This window comes from Tenacibaculum amylolyticum (assembly GCF_964511145.1).
GTDB classification, from domain to species: domain Bacteria; phylum Bacteroidota; class Bacteroidia; order Flavobacteriales; family Flavobacteriaceae; genus Polaribacter; species Polaribacter amylolyticum.
The window spans coordinates 1-17,854 of record NZ_CAZEFZ010000008.1 but is presented as its reverse complement, the minus strand read 5'-3'; the positions used below and the strand labels follow the sequence as shown (position 1 = coordinate 17,854).

The window sequence follows — 17,854 nt, the reverse complement described above, 5'->3', positions numbered from 1 at the left end:
TTCAAGCAAGTAGCGTTTTTATTCATAAAGAACTTAATTAAACATCACACCTACACCTAATCAATGAAGTTATATTAGTATTAAACAATCAGAAAACACAAAGGCATAAAAAACTGATTTACCAAAATAATACTCAACTAAAAAACAACATTTTACCTTCTCTTTTTGCTCTTATAAAAAAAGGAAATGAAAAACTAAATAAAGTTTTCTTAATCTTTTAAAAAACAATACAAATGTTTGATTTTTAAAGATTTTATGTATCTTTGTTATTAACCACACCGTAAAAACAATAACATTTTACAAAAAAACATAGGTTTTTTGTTAAAAATCACACAATGGATATTTCAAAGAAGATTGCAGAAATTAGAGACTTTCATAAGTTAAACAACTATTCTTTTTCTAAAAAAATTGGAGTTACTGGTACCACCGTAGACAGTATTATCAATGGTAGACCTCAAACAGATGGTTCCAGAAAAAAGACAAAACCAGGATACGATGTTTTAACCGCTATTATAAATGTATTTAATATTAATCCTGATTATTTATTTGGAAAGAGCAATATTATGCTTCGTGGAGAATTGCCTAATGGGAATTACACTGGTACGCCACAAGTAATTTCCACCAATGCTACTGGTGATGAAAATATCGTTTTTGTTCCTACTCAAGCAAGAGCTGGGTATTTGAACGGATATGGAGATGCAGAATACATACAACAATTACCTGCTTTCCACATGCCACATTTACGTCATGGTTCTTTTCGTTGTTTCGAAGTACAAGGAAATTCCATGGTACGTACGTTTTTTGATGGTGATTTAGTTTTTGGACAATATGTTGAAGATTTAAATGACATAAAAGATGGAAGAGTTTATGTTATTGTTAGTAAGAATGATGGTATTGTACTAAAACGTGTAATAAATAGAATACAAAGTAGAGGAAAACTTATTCTTAAAAGCGATAATAAGGACGGAAATTACCCAACATATACGATTAATATTGATGAAGTAATGGAAGTTTGGTACGTAACCATGTATGCGTCTAAGCAAATGCCAGAACCTATTGACGTATATGATCGCTTACATGATTTAGAAACTAAAATTGTAGAACTAGAAGAGCAACTAGGATCAAACAACTAGTTCTTTTCACCAATAAAAAACTACAAATCAACAACTAACACTCACAAATAAGTATTCTAGTTTTATATTAAGCACCTATTAATTTTAATGATTTCACTGTAAAAAATGGAAATCTCTGAAATTAATAGGTTCTTCTATTTATACCCATTCTAAATATTTAACAAAACAAACTTTATTGTTTGTACAAAATACCCAGAGGTCTTAAATTTGCTAGTAATTATTTATAACCAACATTCAAAATAATGAGCGGATTACTTAAATCTTCCATCGGAAGGAAGTTTGCAATGGCACTTTCGGCATTCTTTCTTATGATTTTCTTATTACAACATTTTGCTATCAACATTTTATCGGTATTTAGTAAAGATGCTTTTAACGAAGCTTCTCATTTCATGGGAACATTTTGGGCTGTGCAATACTTACTACAACCGGTATTAATTTTCGGTGTTATTTTTCACTTTGTAATGGGATTTGTATTAGAGATCAAAAACAAAAGTGCTCGTAATATTAAGTACGCAAAAAATAATGGTAACGCTAACTCTACTTGGATGAGTAGAAATATGATTTATAGCGGATTATTTATTTTAATTTTCTTAATCATTCACTTTATCGATTTCTGGATTCCTGAAATGAACACAAAGTATATTCAAGGAGATCTTTCTGGAATGCACAATGGAGAGTTTAGATATTTCCATGAATTACAAGAAAAGTTTGTTCCAATTTGGCGTGTAGCTTTATATTGTTTAGGTTTTGTTTTTCTAGCATTACACTTATTACACGGGTTTAATTCTGCTTTTCAATCGGTAGGAGCAAATAATAAATATACTAGAGGATTGAAAACATTTAGTAAAATTTATGCAATAGGACTTCCTTTAGGGTTCATTATCATTGCTTTATTTCACCATTTCAATCACCATTAATTAAGTAGTATCAATATGGCAACTTTAGATTCAAAAATACCAAAGGGTCCAATTGCAGATAAATGGACCAATCATAAAAATAAAATCAACTTAGTTAACCCAGCCAACAAACGTTTAATTGATGTTATTGTTGTTGGTACTGGATTAGCAGGAGGTTCGGCTGCTGCTACTTTAGCAGAATTAGGTTACAATGTGAAAGCATTTTGTTTCCAAGATTCTCCTCGTCGTGCACACTCTATTGCCGCACAAGGAGGAATTAATGCAGCAAAAAACTATCAAGGAGATGGTGATTCTACTTACAGATTATTCTACGATACTGTAAAAGGTGGTGATTACCGTTCTCGTGAAGCAAACGTATATCGTTTAGCTGAAGTATCAGCAAACATTATTGATCAATGTGTAGCGCAAGGAGTTCCTTTTGCTCGTGATTATGGTGGATTGTTAGATAACCGTTCTTTTGGTGGAGTACTTGTATCAAGAACTTTTTATGCGAAAGGACAAACTGGACAGCAATTATTATTAGGAGCATATTCTGCTATGAACCGTCAAATTGGTCGTGGTAAGATTACAATGTACAACCGTCATGAAATGTTAGACGTTGTAATTGTTGATGGAAAAGCTCGTGGTATTATTGCTCGTAACTTAGTTACTGGAGAAATTGAGCGTCATTCTGCACATGCTGTTGTATTAGGAACTGGAGGTTACGGAAACGTATTCTTCTTATCTACAAATGCAATGGGAAGTAACGTAACAGCTGCTTGGAAAGCTCATAAAAAAGGAGCGTTCTTTGCAAATCCTTGTTACACACAAATTCACCCAACTTGTATTCCTGTATCTGGAGATCATCAATCTAAATTAACGTTAATGTCTGAATCATTACGTAACGATGGTCGTATTTGGGTACCTAAGAAAATGGACGATGCAATTGCAATTCGTGAAGGAAGATTAAAACCAACACAGCTTGCAGAGGAAGATAGAGATTATTATTTAGAGCGTCGTTATCCTGCATTTGGTAACTTAGTACCTCGTGATGTTGCATCTCGTGCTGCTAAGGAACGTTGTGATGCTGGTTTTGGTGTAAATGCAACTGGTGAAGCTGTATACTTAGATTTCGCTTCTGCAATTACACGTTACGGTAAAGAACAAGCTAAGATTAAACACTTAGACGAAAACGATGCCGCTTTAGTTAAAAAATTAGGTCAAGATGTAGTACGTGCTAAATACGGAAACTTATTCCAGATGTACGAAAAAATCGTTGACGAGAATCCATATGAAACTCCAATGATGATTTATCCAGCCGTTCACTATACTATGGGTGGAATTTGGGTAGATTATAACTTAATGACTACAGTTCCTGGTTTATATGCTATTGGAGAAGCTAACTTCTCTGATCATGGAGCAAACCGTTTAGGAGCTTCTGCTTTAATGCAAGGTTTAGCAGATGGTTATTTTGTTTTACCATATACAATTGGAGATTATTTAGCTGATGATATTCGTACAGGACCAATTTCTACTGAAACTCCTGAGTTTGATGAAGCTGAGAAAAATGTTCGTTCAATTATTGATAAGTTAATCAATAACGACGGAACAAAATCTGTAGATCATTTCCACAAGCGTTTAGGAAAAATTATGTGGAATAAAGTAGGAATGTCTCGTAATGCAAAAGGATTAGAAGAAGCAATTGAAGAGATTTCTGCATTACGTGCTGAATTCTGGGAAAACGTTCGTGTTCCTGGTAATGCAAATGAATATAACGAAGAATTAGCAAAAGCTGCTCGTGTAGCTGACTTCTTAGAGTTAGGAGAGTTATTTGCTAAGGATGCTTTAAATAGAACTGAATCTTGTGGAGGTCACTTTAGAGAAGAATCTGTAGAAGAAGATGGACCACAAAAAGGAGAAGCGAAACGTGATGATGCAAACTTTGCATATGTTTCTGCTTGGGAATATAAAGGAGAACCTAAAGATGCTGTTTTACACAAAGAGGAATTAGAGTTTAAGGATATTGAATTAAAACAACGTTCATACAAATAGGAAAGAATTATGAATTTAACGTTAAAAATTTGGCGTCAGAAGAACGCAAGCGATAAAGGAAAAATGGTTGATTATAAAATCAATGATGTATCGCCGGATATGTCTTTCCTTGAAATGTTAGATGTTTTAAACACACAATTAATTGAAAGCGGCGATGAACCAGTTGCTTTTGATCATGATTGTCGTGAAGGTATTTGTGGAATGTGTTCTTTATATATTAATGGTGAAGCACATGGACCAGATAGAGGTGTAACTACTTGTCAATTACACATGCGTAAGTTTAAAGATGGTGATACTATTTATATTGAGCCATTTAGAGCAAAAGCATTTCCTGTAATTAAAGATTTAGTAGTAGATAGATCTTCTTTTGATAGAGTTCAACACGCTGGAGGATTTATTTCTATTAATACTTCAGGAAACACACAAGATGCAAATGCTATTCCTATTAATAAGGAAAATGCAGACAAAGCTTTTGATGCTGCTACTTGTATTGGTTGTGGAGCTTGTGTAGCTACTTGTAAAAACTCTTCTGCAATGTTATACGTTTCTGCAAAAGTATCTCAATTTGCTTTATTACCACAAGGTCAGGTAGAAGCTACAGATCGTGTATTAAACATGGTAAAACAAATGGATGAAGAAGGTTTTGGAAACTGTACTAATACTGGAGCTTGTGAAGTAGAATGTCCTAAAGGAATTTCTCTTGAAAACATTGCTCGTATGAATACAGAGTTCTTAAAAGCTACTTTAAAAGGTTAAGATAATACTTTATTTATATACAGAAACCCAAGACTAAGTCTTGGGTTTTTTGCTTCTTTTATAGTGAAACAAATGAAAAAAACGATACCATTTTATAAACAACAATTAGGAGAATATCAGCAAAAGGTAAAAGATTCAAATGCTTCTATCTCAAAGCTAAGTATCTTACGATTATTGGTATTTTTAACTACTGTTTTCGGAGTTTATTTTTTCTTTAATGAATGGATAATAGCTCTTAGTATAGGAGTTATAGGAATTGCTGTCTTCTTATTTTTACTAATTAAATACACAAATGCTAAAAGGCAACAAGCATTATTTAAAATGCTTGTTGATATTAATACAGAAGAAATAAAAATTGCAGATGGTGAATTTTACCATAGAGATGCAGGCACTCAATTTCAAGACTCATTACATTATTACAGCTTAGATATTGATTTATTTGGAGAAGGTTCTTTTTTTCAGTTTCTGAATAGAACTAGTATTTATGAAGGTACTTTAAAATTAGCAAATGTATTAAAGGCGAACCATATAGAAGACATCACTTCTCGTCAAGAAGCAATTAAAGAATTAGCTGATAAGCCAAAATGGAGACAGTATTTTCAAGCAACGGCTAGTTTAATTAAAACTGAAAAGTCTACCAAAGAAATTATACGTTGGTTACAACAATACAAAGCATTTGTACCAAAAGCAATCTCTTGGATAGGTTTAACCTTTTCTTCTTTAAGTATTGTTTTATTTACGCTAACCTTATTTAATATAGTCAGTTCTTCTTATTTATTGTTTTGGTTATTTTTAGGTTTAGGAATTACTGGAGCTTATTTAAAAAAAATAAATAAACTATCTACAAATGTAGATGCTATTAAATATACATTTCGTCAATATGCACAATTGCTGAATCAAATAGAAAATGAGCAATTCACCTCTAAACTTCTTAAAAAGCAGCAAGAAAATATACAATTAGAAAAAAAGAAAGCTTCATTTATTGTTACAAAGTTTTATAAAATGCTTGATGCTTTCGACAATAGAAATAATATCATTTTCAATATTTTAGGAAATGGCTTTTTCTTAATAGACCTTAAAAATACTTCTAAGATTGAGCAATGGATTAAACAATACAACATCACAGTTGAAAATTGGTTTGAAACAGTTGCTTTTTTTGATGCTTATAACAGTTTGGGGAATTATACTTACAATCACTCATCCTATGTTTTTCCTGAAATTATAGCAAATAATGAGATTTTGAATTCTGAAAACTTAGGTCATCCATTATTATCTGAAGAAAAAAGAGTAGACAATACTATTTTTATCGATCGTAATCAGTTTTTTATTATCACAGGAGCAAATATGGCTGGAAAAAGTACTTTTTTAAGAGCTGTTTCTCTAAATATTGTAATGGCCAATATAGGATTACCTGTTTGTGCAACTTCTTGTAGATATAATCCTGTAAAATTGATTACGAGTATGAGAGCAGATGATTCTTTAAATGAAGAAAGCTCTTATTTCTTTTCTGAATTAAAACGATTAAAGTTTATTGTAGATGAAATTAAAAATGGAGAATACTTTATTATTCTAGATGAAATTTTAAAAGGTACCAACAGTACAGATAAATCTATTGGTTCTCGAAAGTTCGTCGAGAAACTAGTAAAATTAAAAGCTATAGGTATTATAGCTACCCACGACTTAAATCTATGTGAACTAGAAGAGACATTTAGCGAAATAAGAAACCATTATTTCGATGCAGAAATTATTGATAACGAACTTCATTTTGACTATACTTTTAAAAAAGGAATTTGTCAAAATATGAACGCAAACTTCTTATTAAAAAAGATGGAGATTATTTAAAATCTCCTATCTTTTTAAAAATAAAAACCCTTATACCTTTCTCTTTTCTTTTTTACTTATATACCCTTTAATTTTTAAGCTTTTTCTTTCTGTTTTTGCATTTGAAAAAATAGTAATTGCTTTAAAAAAACCTCCTACTCTTTTTGTATCGTAAGAAACTGAGATCTGTGATTTCTCTCCTGGCATTATTGGGCGTTCTGGTTTTTGAGGAATTGCACAGCCACAAGAAGATTTTATTTCTTTAATTATTAATGGTGCATCTCCAATATTGGTAAATTCAAAAACACGAACACCGTCAGATCCTTGTGCTATTTTCCCATAATTGATTGTCTCTTGTTTAAATTTAAATTCTTGAGCATTTAACAATACTGTAGTAAATGCTAGCACTAAAAATGTAATAATTGCTTTCATATTATTATTAATTTACCATTGTTTTTATCGAGTTAATTCTTTCTATAATTTCTTTGTTTTGAGGTTCAAAAGACAATGCAATTCCATAGTTTTTTAACGATTTCTGATATTCTTTAGCTTCAAACAGAGCTTCTGCATAACTATCAAAAACATTGGCCTTATATGGAAATATTAGTGTGTTTAATTCAAAAACAACTAATGCCTTCTTCAATTGTCCAGATCTTAATAACTTATAACCATATGTGTTCAATTCTTTACTTCCTTTTACATATTCTGATACATATTTTGCATAAAAATTAAGCTTATTAGCAAGTTCTTCTACTCCTTTATCTTTCATTACTTTATCTAGATAAGTAACTACAGCATAATTTGAAGTATATTTTTGTTCTTGAACAATTTTGAGCATATCTCGTTCAAAGTCTTCTTTAGGATACTCTACTATACGTCCGATTTCTTTGTCTCCTTTATAAAAAATAAAAGTAGGGACTCTATGAATATTCAATCCTTTTTCTTCTCCAGACGGTGAGGCTTTATAAGCTTCTGGTTTTCTATCTACTGCTACTAACGCTAAATTCTTATTATCAAATTCAGCTTTAGTCAATACTTTATAAAATTTTGGCACTTCTCTTTTACTATCTCCACACCATGAACCAAAAAACACTTTAATCTTATAATCTTTTAATTTCGTTCCAAGTATATCTACAATCTTATCATTTACTAAGTAATCTTCATAGTTTTTCTGAAACCAACTAAAATCAGCATGCTTAAAACCTTTTTTATCTACTTTACCCAGTAGCATTCTTTTCCCTTTCTTATCTGTTATAGTTTTATTCAACTGTCCGTTTGCTATATTACAAACTAGAAGTAATAGTATTAAATATGTAGTCTTATTCATCCTAATAAATTATAGTTTACTCAAAATTAAATCATTATAGTTTTGACAAGAAAATAAGTTAACATACAACCTCAAACAATGTACCTACAGCTCGTTTCTAAGGACAAACTGCATTTCGCATAGTTTTATATGCACTTTGTACTCATTTTTTGACAAATCTTATTTTAATCTGTATTTTCATAAACCTTATGGAATTGATTAAAAAACATAGCACACAAATACTTGTTCATATACTATTTTGGACATTGTTCATTTTTATATCCTTATTTGTATTTTCTGAATACTACTGGTCTGCAAATCCTTTTTTACAATATCTCGTAATTTTAATCGTAATTGTATATGCGAACCACTTTGTGTTACTTCCTTATTTTGTAAAACAAAAACGTTATGTGTTTTATGCTGTAATTTTAGGTGCTATTTCATTTTTTGCTACGCAGTTATATTGCAATGTTTTTACAAAATGTGGCTGTACCATAATGAAGTGTTTGAGTGATTATTTATGGCAAACCTTGGTTCCACTAGTTTTTTTCTCTTTTGTTTGGTTATTATTTAAGTATGTAGATAAGGAAAAAGAGATACAACAGGCGCAACAAGAGAAAACTCAGATGGAACTTAAATTTTTAAAAACTCAAATTAATCCACATGTACTATTTAATAATTTGAATACCATTTATTCTTATGCTTTAGAAAAACCAAATGAAACTCCTTCATTAATTCTAAAACTATCTGATAATCTAAAACATGTTTTATACGAAAGTAATGCCGATTATATTCCTCTAGAAAAAGAGTTACAATACATTGATAATTATATCGATTTTCAAGCCATACGAACTCAAGGCATTAAAACGATTAAGTATTCTAAGAACATTTCTAATACACATCATAAAATTGCTCCATTATTACTTATTACATGTATAGAAAATGCTTTTAAACACAGCACACCTCATAGCACTATTTTTATAGATATAACCGTAGATGATAGTTCTATACAATGTTTTTGTAGAAATGATTTTGATAGCAATAAAAACTCTCAAGACAATACAATAGGTTTACAAAACCTTCAAAAAAGATTAGATTTACTTTATCTTGATAAATACAGTTTAGAAGTTCAAAAAACAGATACTTTTTCTGTATTACTTAAACTATTACTAGTATGATTACTTGTATTATTATAGAAGATGAACTTCCTGCTCAAAATATCTTAAAGAACTTTATTCGTAAAGTTCCTAATATAGAATTAATAGCTACTTTCCAAACTGCGAAAGAGGCAAACATTTTCTTAAATGAGACTCCTGTCGATTTTCTCTTTTTGGATATTAATTTACCTGATATACTGGGAATCGATTTCATAAAAACCATTCAAAATCCTCCGCAGATTATTATTACCACTGCATATCCAACCTATGCAGTAGATAGCTTTGAACTAGAAACCATTGTTGATTACTTAGTAAAACCTTATTCTTTTGATCGTTTTCTAAAGGCAATTGTAAAAGTGGAAAAAAACACTCAAAGAACTCAATACGCTTCTAACGATACTATTTTCCTAAATATTGATAAAACATTACACAAATTATATCTAAACGATATTCTTTACATAGAATCAGACAGGAACTACCTTACATTTATAACCTTTCAGAAAAAGTATGTATTAATTGATACCTTAAAAAGCTGGAAAACGAAATTGCCTAGTCATTTTTACCAAGTTCATAAGTCCTATCTTATTAATTTAAATCACATAGAAAGGATTATTGGTAACGAAGTGTATTTAGGAGATCAAAATATCCCGATTGGTAGAACTTTTAAATCAGATTTTATAAAAAAATTTAATTCAAAAAAATAGCTCTTATGTTATTATCTGACGTAATTTCTTTCTCTTTTTTTGAGCATTTCTAACTTAAAGTTAACTTAAGGTTTTAAATTTTAAATCTTAAAAAATTATTAAATAAATAATTAAAACACCTTTTTTTAAGTTTTCTTGTTTTAAAAAACATTTTTAACGTACCTTTGTTGCGAATTATTCAATGTTTCTAAATTGTTAACAACAGAGAATTTGAAGCAAAATACACTAAAAAAAGATATTTTGTTAACATTCAAAAAGATGCAAAACTTTTTACTCTGTACTACTTTTGGAACATCAAATTAAAATAAATTTTAAAAACAATAAAAAAACCCATTAGAATGAAAAAGTTAGTTTTATTATTCGCAATCACATTAATCAGTTTCACTTCATTTGCAAACGAAACTAAACCTGCAAATGTTAAGTCTGAATTAAGAACTGAAATCGCTAAGCTTTTAGGAAAAGCTAATTTCGATTTAAACGGAACATTAACTACTGTTGTTGAATTTACAGTAAACAGCAAAGGAGAAATTATCGTATTAACTGTTAACTCTAAAAATGCAGCGTTAGACAAATACGTAAAAAACAAATTAAACTACAATGTTATTACTGACAAAGCTGTCGTTAAAGGTAAAGTTTACAAGATGCCTTTAAAAATCGTTAAAGCTTAATAAATAAGTATTTATAACATTATTACATGACCAGTTTCACCACGTTATAACCAAATAACATAATTCTTTCAATGACATAAAAATTAATTTTTATGTCATATTCAAAAACACATCCAGTTCCATTATGGACTTTAGAACAAGGTAGGAGATTCGTTAAATCTATTAACGGGGCTCCTTCATCTGTTATCTACACACACGTTAATTCTCCTTTATCTCATGATACAGAGGTTGAGAGTTTGACTGGTACTATAGACTTTATTAATCCACATACTTTAGTCTATGCCTTGTAAGAACTCTATAGACCATGCAGCTAGAAAAGAGTTTATTGAATCAAAAGTAAATGAACTTTTAAAGGATAGAGCTAATGGAATTCATACAGTTAGACAAGCTTATGTAGAGATTGCAGCAACAATGTTGTTTTGCAGTATCTCTACTGTTATGAGAGCTTTAAAACCTTATAAAGCACCAGAGAAGCAAACAGAATTATTCACTGTTCCAACAAATCAATTAACATTTAATTTCTAAGAGCCGTTTACACGTCAATTTAAAGACGCGTGAGCGGCTTTTTTTATTGGCTTGGCAAAACATAACGGTTCTGTCGAAAAAACGAAGCTAGGGCTTGCCCGTGCTGAGTTTTTGAGACGATGATCACGTATCCCTATGAATGCCCCATGTACTTTTTCCATTCAAAATAATGGTATTTCACAATATTTTGATGTTAGTTATTTAGATTTTACCAGAAGTGGAGACACAAGCGTATTAAAACAAAACCAGAAAACACCTTTTTCTGAGACTATCAAGAAATATCAGCCTACAAATAATTATCTAGAAGAAGTTAACCGCATACGTTTTAAACACGATATGCACAGACTTGTAATGTCTAAAAAAGGCAAAACTATCAAGGAGTTAGGCACGCTTTCCAGAAATCAGGTTAAAAGCTGTAAAAAAGCCTGTGAAACTATGATAAACACGGTTATTTACAGCAGGGAAAAAACTGTAAATTATAAAACTGGTCAATATGTTACATTTGTAACACTCACATTACCAACTAAGCAAATGCACTCTGATTCAGAAATCAGAAGATTACAGACTCGTTACATCGAAAACCTACAGAAAACCTACGGTGTAAAATACTACGTATGGAAGGCAGAAGCACAAAAAAACGGTAACATACATTTCCATTTACTTGTTGACAAATGGATACACTGGACTATTCATCGCAAACTATGGAATAAGCAAATTGATAAACTTGGTTACCTAGATGCTTACTTCGAAAAACACGGAAATCGTAACCCTAATACAACTCAAGTAGATAGCTTAAAAATGGATAAGAGGAAGCGCAAGCTTAAGAATATTACTACATACGTTATTAAGTATATGACTAAATTAGAGTTTGGTAAACGCCCAATACTTGGCAAGCTTTGGGGTTGTTCATTAGCTACTAAAAACCTCGATTACCCTAAATATACAGAAGGTTTTCCTCTATTTGATCATGTTGTATCTTTTGTAAACAAGGGGTTCTTAAAACAAGTATTAAAAGAGGATTTTTTTAGTTTTTTTTCTGGTAAATCTTACCGTTATATATCAAGAAACTACAAACCACTTTGGGACGATATTAAACAACACTTTCAACTTCAAAACGGAAATATTACACCTAATACACTACAACAAAAAGAGTTCATTCGAACTAAAAATTATACACCACCTGAAAAGGTTGTAATTCCAAAAATTGAAATTTTAGCAAAACCGACTCTAGAACAGGCAAAAATTAACTTTGGTAATGCCGCTTTTTGGACTAATAATTTAAAATAATTACTACCTGTAAAACAAACTATATAGGTGATGCACTATGCATCATTTACCTTTTTACTTAGGAGAATATTTGTGTCAACATAAACAAATAAAATCATTCTCATGAGTAAAACAATTTCGCTAAATGGTAGAGTAACTTTAACCGAAGTTATAGAATCAAACGTTAGTTTATTAGCAATTGATCAAATTAACCCAAACGCTAAAGTAAAAGTATCATTGGTAAGAGAAAACCAATCGGAAATTACAATTATTCCAAACCTTAAAGTTGGTTTGATTTCTGAAAGCCAGAAGAAAATCGAATCATTGAGCTTTATGTCTGGTTATCAAATGCCAGTTAGTTCAAAGGTTGTTCAGTTATCCGAAGCACAAGACGACCAAGCTGCAAATGTTCCTTGTTTAAAAAACACTTTTATTGACTTGGGGGTAAATGGGGAAATCGTTCTTGGTGAAAACGATCAAATAAAACTTACCTTTAAAGACTTAAATAAACTAAGACAATCAACTGTCCACGTTGTAGAAGGTTCAAGAGCTACAGACAAATTTTTCACATACAATTCTAGTATTTGGAGAAAGTCAGAAACAAATAAATCTGTCGATTTAAACAATGTTGATTACTTAGTTTTTGATCCTTTACAATTACCAGATCAGATTGATATTATTGTTAATGGTGAAAAGGTCGTTTATACAACCGAATTACTATTAATGATGCAAGATGAGTTCTTCGGTAATATTCTTCATAACTCTACAAATAATAATAGTGCTTTTGGTTACGAATACGCTGTTGTTCTTGAAGTAAGAGGGGCGCAAAGCGTTTACTTCACAAAAGAAGAAAAAGCTACAGACTATTTATACTACACCGTAAAACACTAAGCCTATGTTGTATTATGAATTAAATTCAGGCGGTCGACCGCCTAATAATGGAGGTGGTTTTTATAGTCCTCCAGTACTTACTACACCAGTTATGCAAAACGGTGGTGGTAACTACGGTAACGCTATCGGTAATATTGTTGGAGGTATACCGGGTGCTAATACATTCTTAAACTTACTAGGTATTGACTTTAATTGCTGGAATGCCGCTTTACCTCCTAAAAAAGCAAAAGCAGGTATTGAGCCACATGTTAGAAGAAAATACCGTGAAGCTGGTTATGAAGCTGCTTTTGCTTCTGGTAATATTAAACGTATAGAAGCAGCAGTTAACTATTGCTTGAAAAGCTTTGAATGGACACGCATATGGCGTTTGGATATGGCAAATCATAGAAAGGGTTGTACTAGAGATGGTGAATTATTACTCCATAGATACGCAGTTGCTCAAATAAAAAGCATTTTTGATACACTTTCGCAAAAATATCAGTACGATATTTATGAGGAAACAGACACGTATAACTCTGGTTTATTTGGTGCTATTGATGCACGTACAACTTACAGACAAGTAAGGATAAAATCAAGTAAAACAGAAACACCAAACCCACCAAATACAGGAGGTTCAAAACCACCTGTTAAACCAGTAGACCCTAAAGAGCCTAAATCACCTAGCAAGAAACCAGATGGTGACGGTAACATGTTATTTAACTGGTGGTGGCTTTTACTTCTTATTCCAATTTTTGGAATTCCCTATGCTATTTACAAACTAATTCAATATTTAAAAAACAAGAAATAATGCAAAATTTCTGGACAAAAATTAAAACACATATGCTCAAAACTTGGAAGGGTGTTCCATATTGGGCTTTTTACACTATAGTTCCAATACTTTTAATCTTAATCGTATGGGGAATATTAAGCTTATTCACTAACAAGAAAAAACATAAGTAATCATGGGATATAATAATTACAACAATAATAAGAATAACAATTCTTATAGTAAAAAAACCTACTGTAATTTGGTTTATCCTTATGGTAGTGAAAAGGGGTTCTTTATGGGGCTGCGTTACAGAGACGTTAACGGACAATGGTGGAATGGTAAATGTTTCAGGTCAGAGGAACAGCAAAATAAACCTCCAGTAACTTCAAAATCTGGTAAAAGATGGGTTAACGTTACCCTAGTTTTTAACGCTCCTATGCATAATACTGTATTTGTTTATGGTATGTTAAATATAGACAATCACAAGGTTTATGTTGAGGATTGGAATATGATGGCTAATCCTAATGCCCCAAACGGTGGGTATTTCGGTAAACATATTTCTAGTAATAAAAAACGATAGACTATGAAGAACTTATTCAACCTTGGGCGATTTATGTCGCCCATTATAGAATTCTTTGAAGGCTTTACCAGAGTAGGTAAAACAATAGACAGTTTTACCAAACATTTAAAAGCTTTTAACGAAGATCGCGAAAGGATTTGGGCAGATGCTCCAAAAACTATTAAAGTAGTAGGAGAGGAGGAGAAAGATGGTTAATTACCCAAAAGAACCACTTTACCTAGATGATTATGGTGAAAATGTTAAGGTTAAAAACTTTCTTCTATCAATCCCTTTTGATGGAGTAGACAAGACAACCAAGCTCTCGAAAAACTTAATGTTGCATGAGATTGTAGAAGCTGCATTTGTTACCAAGGAAGAGCAACCAGAATTTAACCGTATTCCGTACGACGTTAGGCTTCCTAATATCTTTCAGATTCTTAGAGATGCATTGGGTAAACCTATTTATGTAACATCCTCTTTTAGGAGTAAAAACCATGAATATAGTAAAGATAGAAAAGGTACAAGCCAACACGTTTTAGGCAAAGCTTGGGATTTAAAAGGTGAGGGGCTCGTTCAATTAATCAAGGAAGCAGTAGAAACCAAAAACCAACTCTATACTAAGCTTAGAAACGCAGGTTTAAATGGCTTAGGCATTTACAACACTTTTATACATGTAGATACTAGAGAAAGTCAAGACCTAGTTGTTTTTACTGATAATAGAGAAGGAGACAAAAAAAAAAGTCTATGCGCTCAATGTTTGTTCAAGATAACTGCCATTATCGCTTTGGGGGCTTTTGTAGTTGTGAAAACTGTGAGCTACTTAATTAAAAGAAAAAAGAAATAATTAACTAATACAAAGAGTGATGAGATCAATTTTTATAATATTTATAATCCTCTGTTTTTTATCGTTTACAATTGTGATCATCACTCTTGTTATAACTTATACATTATGCAAAATTTTACTAATACTATTATTCAACTTTTTAAGTATGTGCTATTACCGCTTGCGTTAATATGGTTATTAATCAAATTTTTCTCTACATCTAGAGGTAAAGGCATGAGTGCAGACCCTATTGTAAATAACACTATAGATGTTATAGATAATTCAATTGATAAATTTGGTTATTTCAATCGAGATCACGAACCTATTTTTTCAGTATTGGAGAAATTAAACTCAGATCAAATTCTTAAACTCCATAAAGACTTTGGTACCAGGTTGCATAACCCTGTTACTGGTCAATATAAGTTTTTTGATACTTTTGGTTGGAGAGGTTATACTGTTGAGCGTAACCTTGTTTCTATTTTTACTTATGAATTTGACACAGAACAGTTGCAGAGAATTACTGCTCTGTATATGTCAAAAGGTGTTTCTTTTCCTTTAGTTAAGAAGATAATATAATTACAACCAAAGCTATAGTACTTAATACACCTAAAAGAAACCCTTTCCAGAACTTATTATTCATAATCTTAAATTTTAATTAATCTCCCGTAAAACTACAAATAATGTTCCAAAAACTAGCAACTCCTTTTTATATAGGCTTAGCGAGCTTATTTTCTATCTCTACGAATGACGATTTGCCCGCTATTGTAACTATTATAATAGCTTTAATAGTAGAGCTTTTGAAGCTTGCTTACAGAAACTATTATCAAAATAAAAAAGAAAAAAAATGAGTAAAACAAAACTAAATGGTGTAGAGTATCTAAGTACACCAATTTCTAAAATACTACCGTTAGAACTAATAGATGGTCGTTATCATTTAAAAGATGATTTCTTACAAGATAACGAAATGTTGTACGGTGAATTAACTGTTTTGGACTTCTTTCAGGAAGCAGTAATCCAATCAACATTGAACTTTTATCATTATGTTGATGATGAATATCAGGTGTTTAACGTTCATTTAAAGAAGTCTGAATCTTCACACACTTTTTTGTTTAAGCATATATATAACATACATCCAAATTCAAATTGTAGAATTTACTTTAACGGTTTGGTTTTGAAGTCTACAGAACCGATACCACCATTTGTACCACAACAACCAACTGGTCCTATATTAGTAGGAGGTCCTTTAGGTGGATTCTAAAACAAAACCCAAGTATTCGTACTTGGGTTTTGTTGTTTTGTTTATCCTTTTGGTTGATCTTCCCATTTACTAAATATTGTTGTGGAATGCATTTCATTAGAAGCTTTTGCACTGTAATATTGTTTGTCTCCTAATACTCTCACTAATTCTGGTTTAACTTTTTTCCAAACCTCTGTATTAGTGTCTATATTGTGTGCGAATATTTGTATACTATAATTACCTTCAAAAATTTTCTTTGCTTTTTCTAAAGTTTCCAGTCTTAATGCTTCAAGTTGGTTTAATTGTTCAATTGTCATAATCTCTGTTTTGTGGGGTTTTCCCTGTTAAAAAAAAATATTTTTTTTGGTTTAAAAGAAGAACAAACAACCCTCAATTATTTAATAGGCATAAGCGAAAATTATTCGGGAGGCTCCGCCGACTTTAGGAGGTGGAAACCCTAATAATTTTTGTGTTGTTTATTGAATAATTATTTTCGTGAGGTCTCCTTTAAAATCAATAAAAATATCCGTCTCGAACCGCTAACTAATTTTCCTGTATTTATTTTTTACTATATTTATCACCAATAACACGGTCATTGAAATTATTATAGTTCCCTAAAAAATTGATACACAGAAAATAAGAGAAAGAATTTATGCAGTTATATCACAGTAACGCAACAACCAATGCACATTTAAGAAAAGAAATCCAACAAAGTACACTAACATCTAACAAATTATCCGAAAAATATAAAATCTCATTAAGCACTGTAAAAAAGTGGCGTAATAGAGATTATACTACGGATAGAAGCAGTAAACCAAAAACGGTTCATTATTCGTTAACTTACTACGAACAAGAGCTTATTGTTGCTTTAAGAAGAGCTACATGGCTTCCTTTAGATGATTTAGGCTATATGGTCTTTTCAAACCAGTATTTAAAACAAAGAAGTGCTATTTATAGGACTTTCAAGAGATACGGTGTTAACAAAGTTCCAAAAGAACATAAAGAAAAGGCTAAAAAGTTTAAAGAGTACAACCCTGGTTTTCTTCATGTAGATGTCACCTATTTGCCAAAGATCAACGGTAATAGAAAATACTTGTTTGTTGCAATAGATAGAGCAACTAGAATGGTTTATTTTAAAATATACGGTTCTAAAACCTCAGAGAATGCTAAGAATTTCGTTAGCGACTGTATTAAATTCTATCCTTTTAAACTTACTCATATCCTAACCGATAATGGTTTAGAGTTTACAAATTACTTGTTAAAGTCCAAGAAAGGTGAACCCTGTAAAAAACCAAGTAAGGTTGATCTTATT

Annotated in this window: 22 protein-coding genes; 19 read left to right on the top strand and 3 right to left on the bottom strand. The window is 31.2% G+C overall.

The annotated features are described in order from the left end of the window. Positions 1-335 precede the first annotated feature (335 nt). From ACKTTC_RS03935 to ACKTTC_RS03915, 5 genes are all read left to right on the top strand, one after another. Positions 336-1,133, top strand: a complete 798-nt coding sequence (locus ACKTTC_RS03935; protein ID WP_408038477.1) for an XRE family transcriptional regulator — start codon at positions 336-338, stop codon at positions 1,131-1,133. Positions 1,134-1,375: 242 nt separating this feature from the next. Next, positions 1,376-2,050: a succinate dehydrogenase cytochrome b subunit gene (locus ACKTTC_RS03930; protein WP_408038476.1), complete on the top strand. Its 675-nt coding sequence runs from the start codon at positions 1,376-1,378 to the stop codon at positions 2,048-2,050. A gap of 15 nt (positions 2,051-2,065) precedes the next feature. Continuing rightward, positions 2,066-4,081, top strand: a complete 2,016-nt coding sequence (locus tag ACKTTC_RS03925) for a fumarate reductase/succinate dehydrogenase flavoprotein subunit (protein WP_408038475.1) — start codon at positions 2,066-2,068, stop codon at positions 4,079-4,081. 9 nt (positions 4,082-4,090) lie between these two features. Further along, positions 4,091-4,837: a succinate dehydrogenase/fumarate reductase iron-sulfur subunit gene (locus tag ACKTTC_RS03920; protein WP_408038473.1), complete on the top strand. Its 747-nt coding sequence runs from the start codon at positions 4,091-4,093 to the stop codon at positions 4,835-4,837. A gap of 72 nt (positions 4,838-4,909) precedes the next feature. After that, positions 4,910-6,679: a MutS-related protein gene (locus ACKTTC_RS03915; RefSeq protein ID WP_408038472.1), complete on the top strand. Its 1,770-nt coding sequence runs from the start codon at positions 4,910-4,912 to the stop codon at positions 6,677-6,679. Between the two features lie 30 nt (positions 6,680-6,709). Here the strand turns inward: ACKTTC_RS03915 and ACKTTC_RS03910 are convergent, their stop codons facing one another. Together ACKTTC_RS03910 and ACKTTC_RS03905 are read right to left on the bottom strand one after the other, a co-directional pair. Then, positions 6,710-7,090: a DUF1573 domain-containing protein gene (locus ACKTTC_RS03910; protein ID WP_408038470.1), complete on the bottom strand. Its 381-nt coding sequence runs from the start codon at positions 7,088-7,090 to the stop codon at positions 6,710-6,712. A 7-nt stretch (positions 7,091-7,097) separates the two neighbouring features. After that, positions 7,098-7,985 (bottom strand): thioredoxin family protein, encoded by an 888-nt coding sequence (locus ACKTTC_RS03905; RefSeq protein ID WP_408038469.1) that lies wholly within the window; start codon positions 7,983-7,985, stop codon positions 7,098-7,100. 188 nt (positions 7,986-8,173) lie between these two features. On the opposite strand from ACKTTC_RS03905, the gene ACKTTC_RS03900 reads away from it, so the two are divergent. The 13 genes from ACKTTC_RS03900 (at position 8,174) to ACKTTC_RS03840 (ending at position 16,563) form a co-directional block, all read left to right on the top strand. Next, the gene (locus tag ACKTTC_RS03900; protein ID WP_408038467.1) at positions 8,174-9,142 is read left to right on the top strand and encodes a sensor histidine kinase; all 969 of its coding nucleotides are present in this window, start codon (positions 8,174-8,176) and stop codon (positions 9,140-9,142) included. Beyond that, on the top strand, positions 9,139-9,825 hold the full coding sequence (locus ACKTTC_RS03895) for a LytR/AlgR family response regulator transcription factor (RefSeq protein WP_408038465.1): 687 nt from the start codon (positions 9,139-9,141) through the stop codon (positions 9,823-9,825). The genes ACKTTC_RS03900 and ACKTTC_RS03895 overlap by 4 nt, the downstream gene beginning before the upstream one ends. A 338-nt stretch (positions 9,826-10,163) precedes the next feature. Then, complete coding sequence (locus ACKTTC_RS03890) at positions 10,164-10,493, top strand: hypothetical protein (RefSeq protein ID WP_408038464.1); 330 nt, start codon at positions 10,164-10,166, stop codon at positions 10,491-10,493. Between the two features lie 92 nt (positions 10,494-10,585). After that, entirely contained in the window at positions 10,586-10,783 is a 198-nt protein-coding gene (locus tag ACKTTC_RS03885; protein ID WP_408038463.1) for a hypothetical protein, read from the top strand. Further along, complete coding sequence (locus ACKTTC_RS03880) at positions 10,773-11,018, top strand: hypothetical protein (protein ID WP_408038461.1); 246 nt, start codon at positions 10,773-10,775, stop codon at positions 11,016-11,018. The genes ACKTTC_RS03885 and ACKTTC_RS03880 overlap by 11 nt, the downstream gene beginning before the upstream one ends. Positions 11,019-11,153: 135 nt before the next feature. Beyond that, a complete protein-coding gene (locus ACKTTC_RS03875; protein ID WP_408038460.1) occupies positions 11,154-12,305 on the top strand; it encodes a rolling circle replication-associated protein in 1,152 nt (383 codons plus the stop codon). Between the two features lie 102 nt (positions 12,306-12,407). Further along, on the top strand, positions 12,408-13,175 hold the full coding sequence (locus ACKTTC_RS03870; protein WP_408038459.1) for a hypothetical protein: 768 nt from the start codon (positions 12,408-12,410) through the stop codon (positions 13,173-13,175). A 4-nt stretch (positions 13,176-13,179) separates the two neighbouring features. Next, positions 13,180-13,962: a hypothetical protein gene (locus ACKTTC_RS03865; protein WP_408038457.1), complete on the top strand. Its 783-nt coding sequence runs from the start codon at positions 13,180-13,182 to the stop codon at positions 13,960-13,962. Between the two features lie 154 nt (positions 13,963-14,116). Beyond that, entirely contained in the window at positions 14,117-14,503 is a 387-nt protein-coding gene (locus ACKTTC_RS03860) for a hypothetical protein (protein ID WP_408038455.1), read from the top strand. 3 nt (positions 14,504-14,506) lie between these two features. Then, complete coding sequence (locus tag ACKTTC_RS03855) at positions 14,507-14,698, top strand: hypothetical protein (protein ID WP_408038454.1); 192 nt, start codon at positions 14,507-14,509, stop codon at positions 14,696-14,698. Then, positions 14,691-15,326, top strand: coding sequence for a D-Ala-D-Ala carboxypeptidase family metallohydrolase (locus tag ACKTTC_RS03850; protein ID WP_408038453.1), 636 nt, complete (start codon positions 14,691-14,693; stop codon positions 15,324-15,326). The genes ACKTTC_RS03855 and ACKTTC_RS03850 overlap by 8 nt, the downstream gene beginning before the upstream one ends. Before the next feature lie 105 nt (positions 15,327-15,431). Beyond that, on the top strand, positions 15,432-15,881 hold the full coding sequence (locus tag ACKTTC_RS03845) for a hypothetical protein (protein WP_408038452.1): 450 nt from the start codon (positions 15,432-15,434) through the stop codon (positions 15,879-15,881). Between the two features lie 268 nt (positions 15,882-16,149). Beyond that, entirely contained in the window at positions 16,150-16,563 is a 414-nt protein-coding gene (locus ACKTTC_RS03840; RefSeq protein WP_408038450.1) for a hypothetical protein, read from the top strand. Between the two features lie 41 nt (positions 16,564-16,604). Here ACKTTC_RS03840 and ACKTTC_RS03835 read toward each other — a convergent pair whose 3' ends face one another. Then, positions 16,605-16,859, bottom strand: coding sequence for a hypothetical protein (locus ACKTTC_RS03835; RefSeq protein ID WP_408038449.1), 255 nt, complete (start codon positions 16,857-16,859; stop codon positions 16,605-16,607). A gap of 335 nt (positions 16,860-17,194) precedes the next feature. Here ACKTTC_RS03835 and ACKTTC_RS03830 point away from each other — a divergent pair. Next, positions 17,195-17,854: DDE-type integrase/transposase/recombinase (locus tag ACKTTC_RS03830; protein WP_408038447.1), on the top strand; the 660-nt coding region annotated here is incomplete at its 3' end.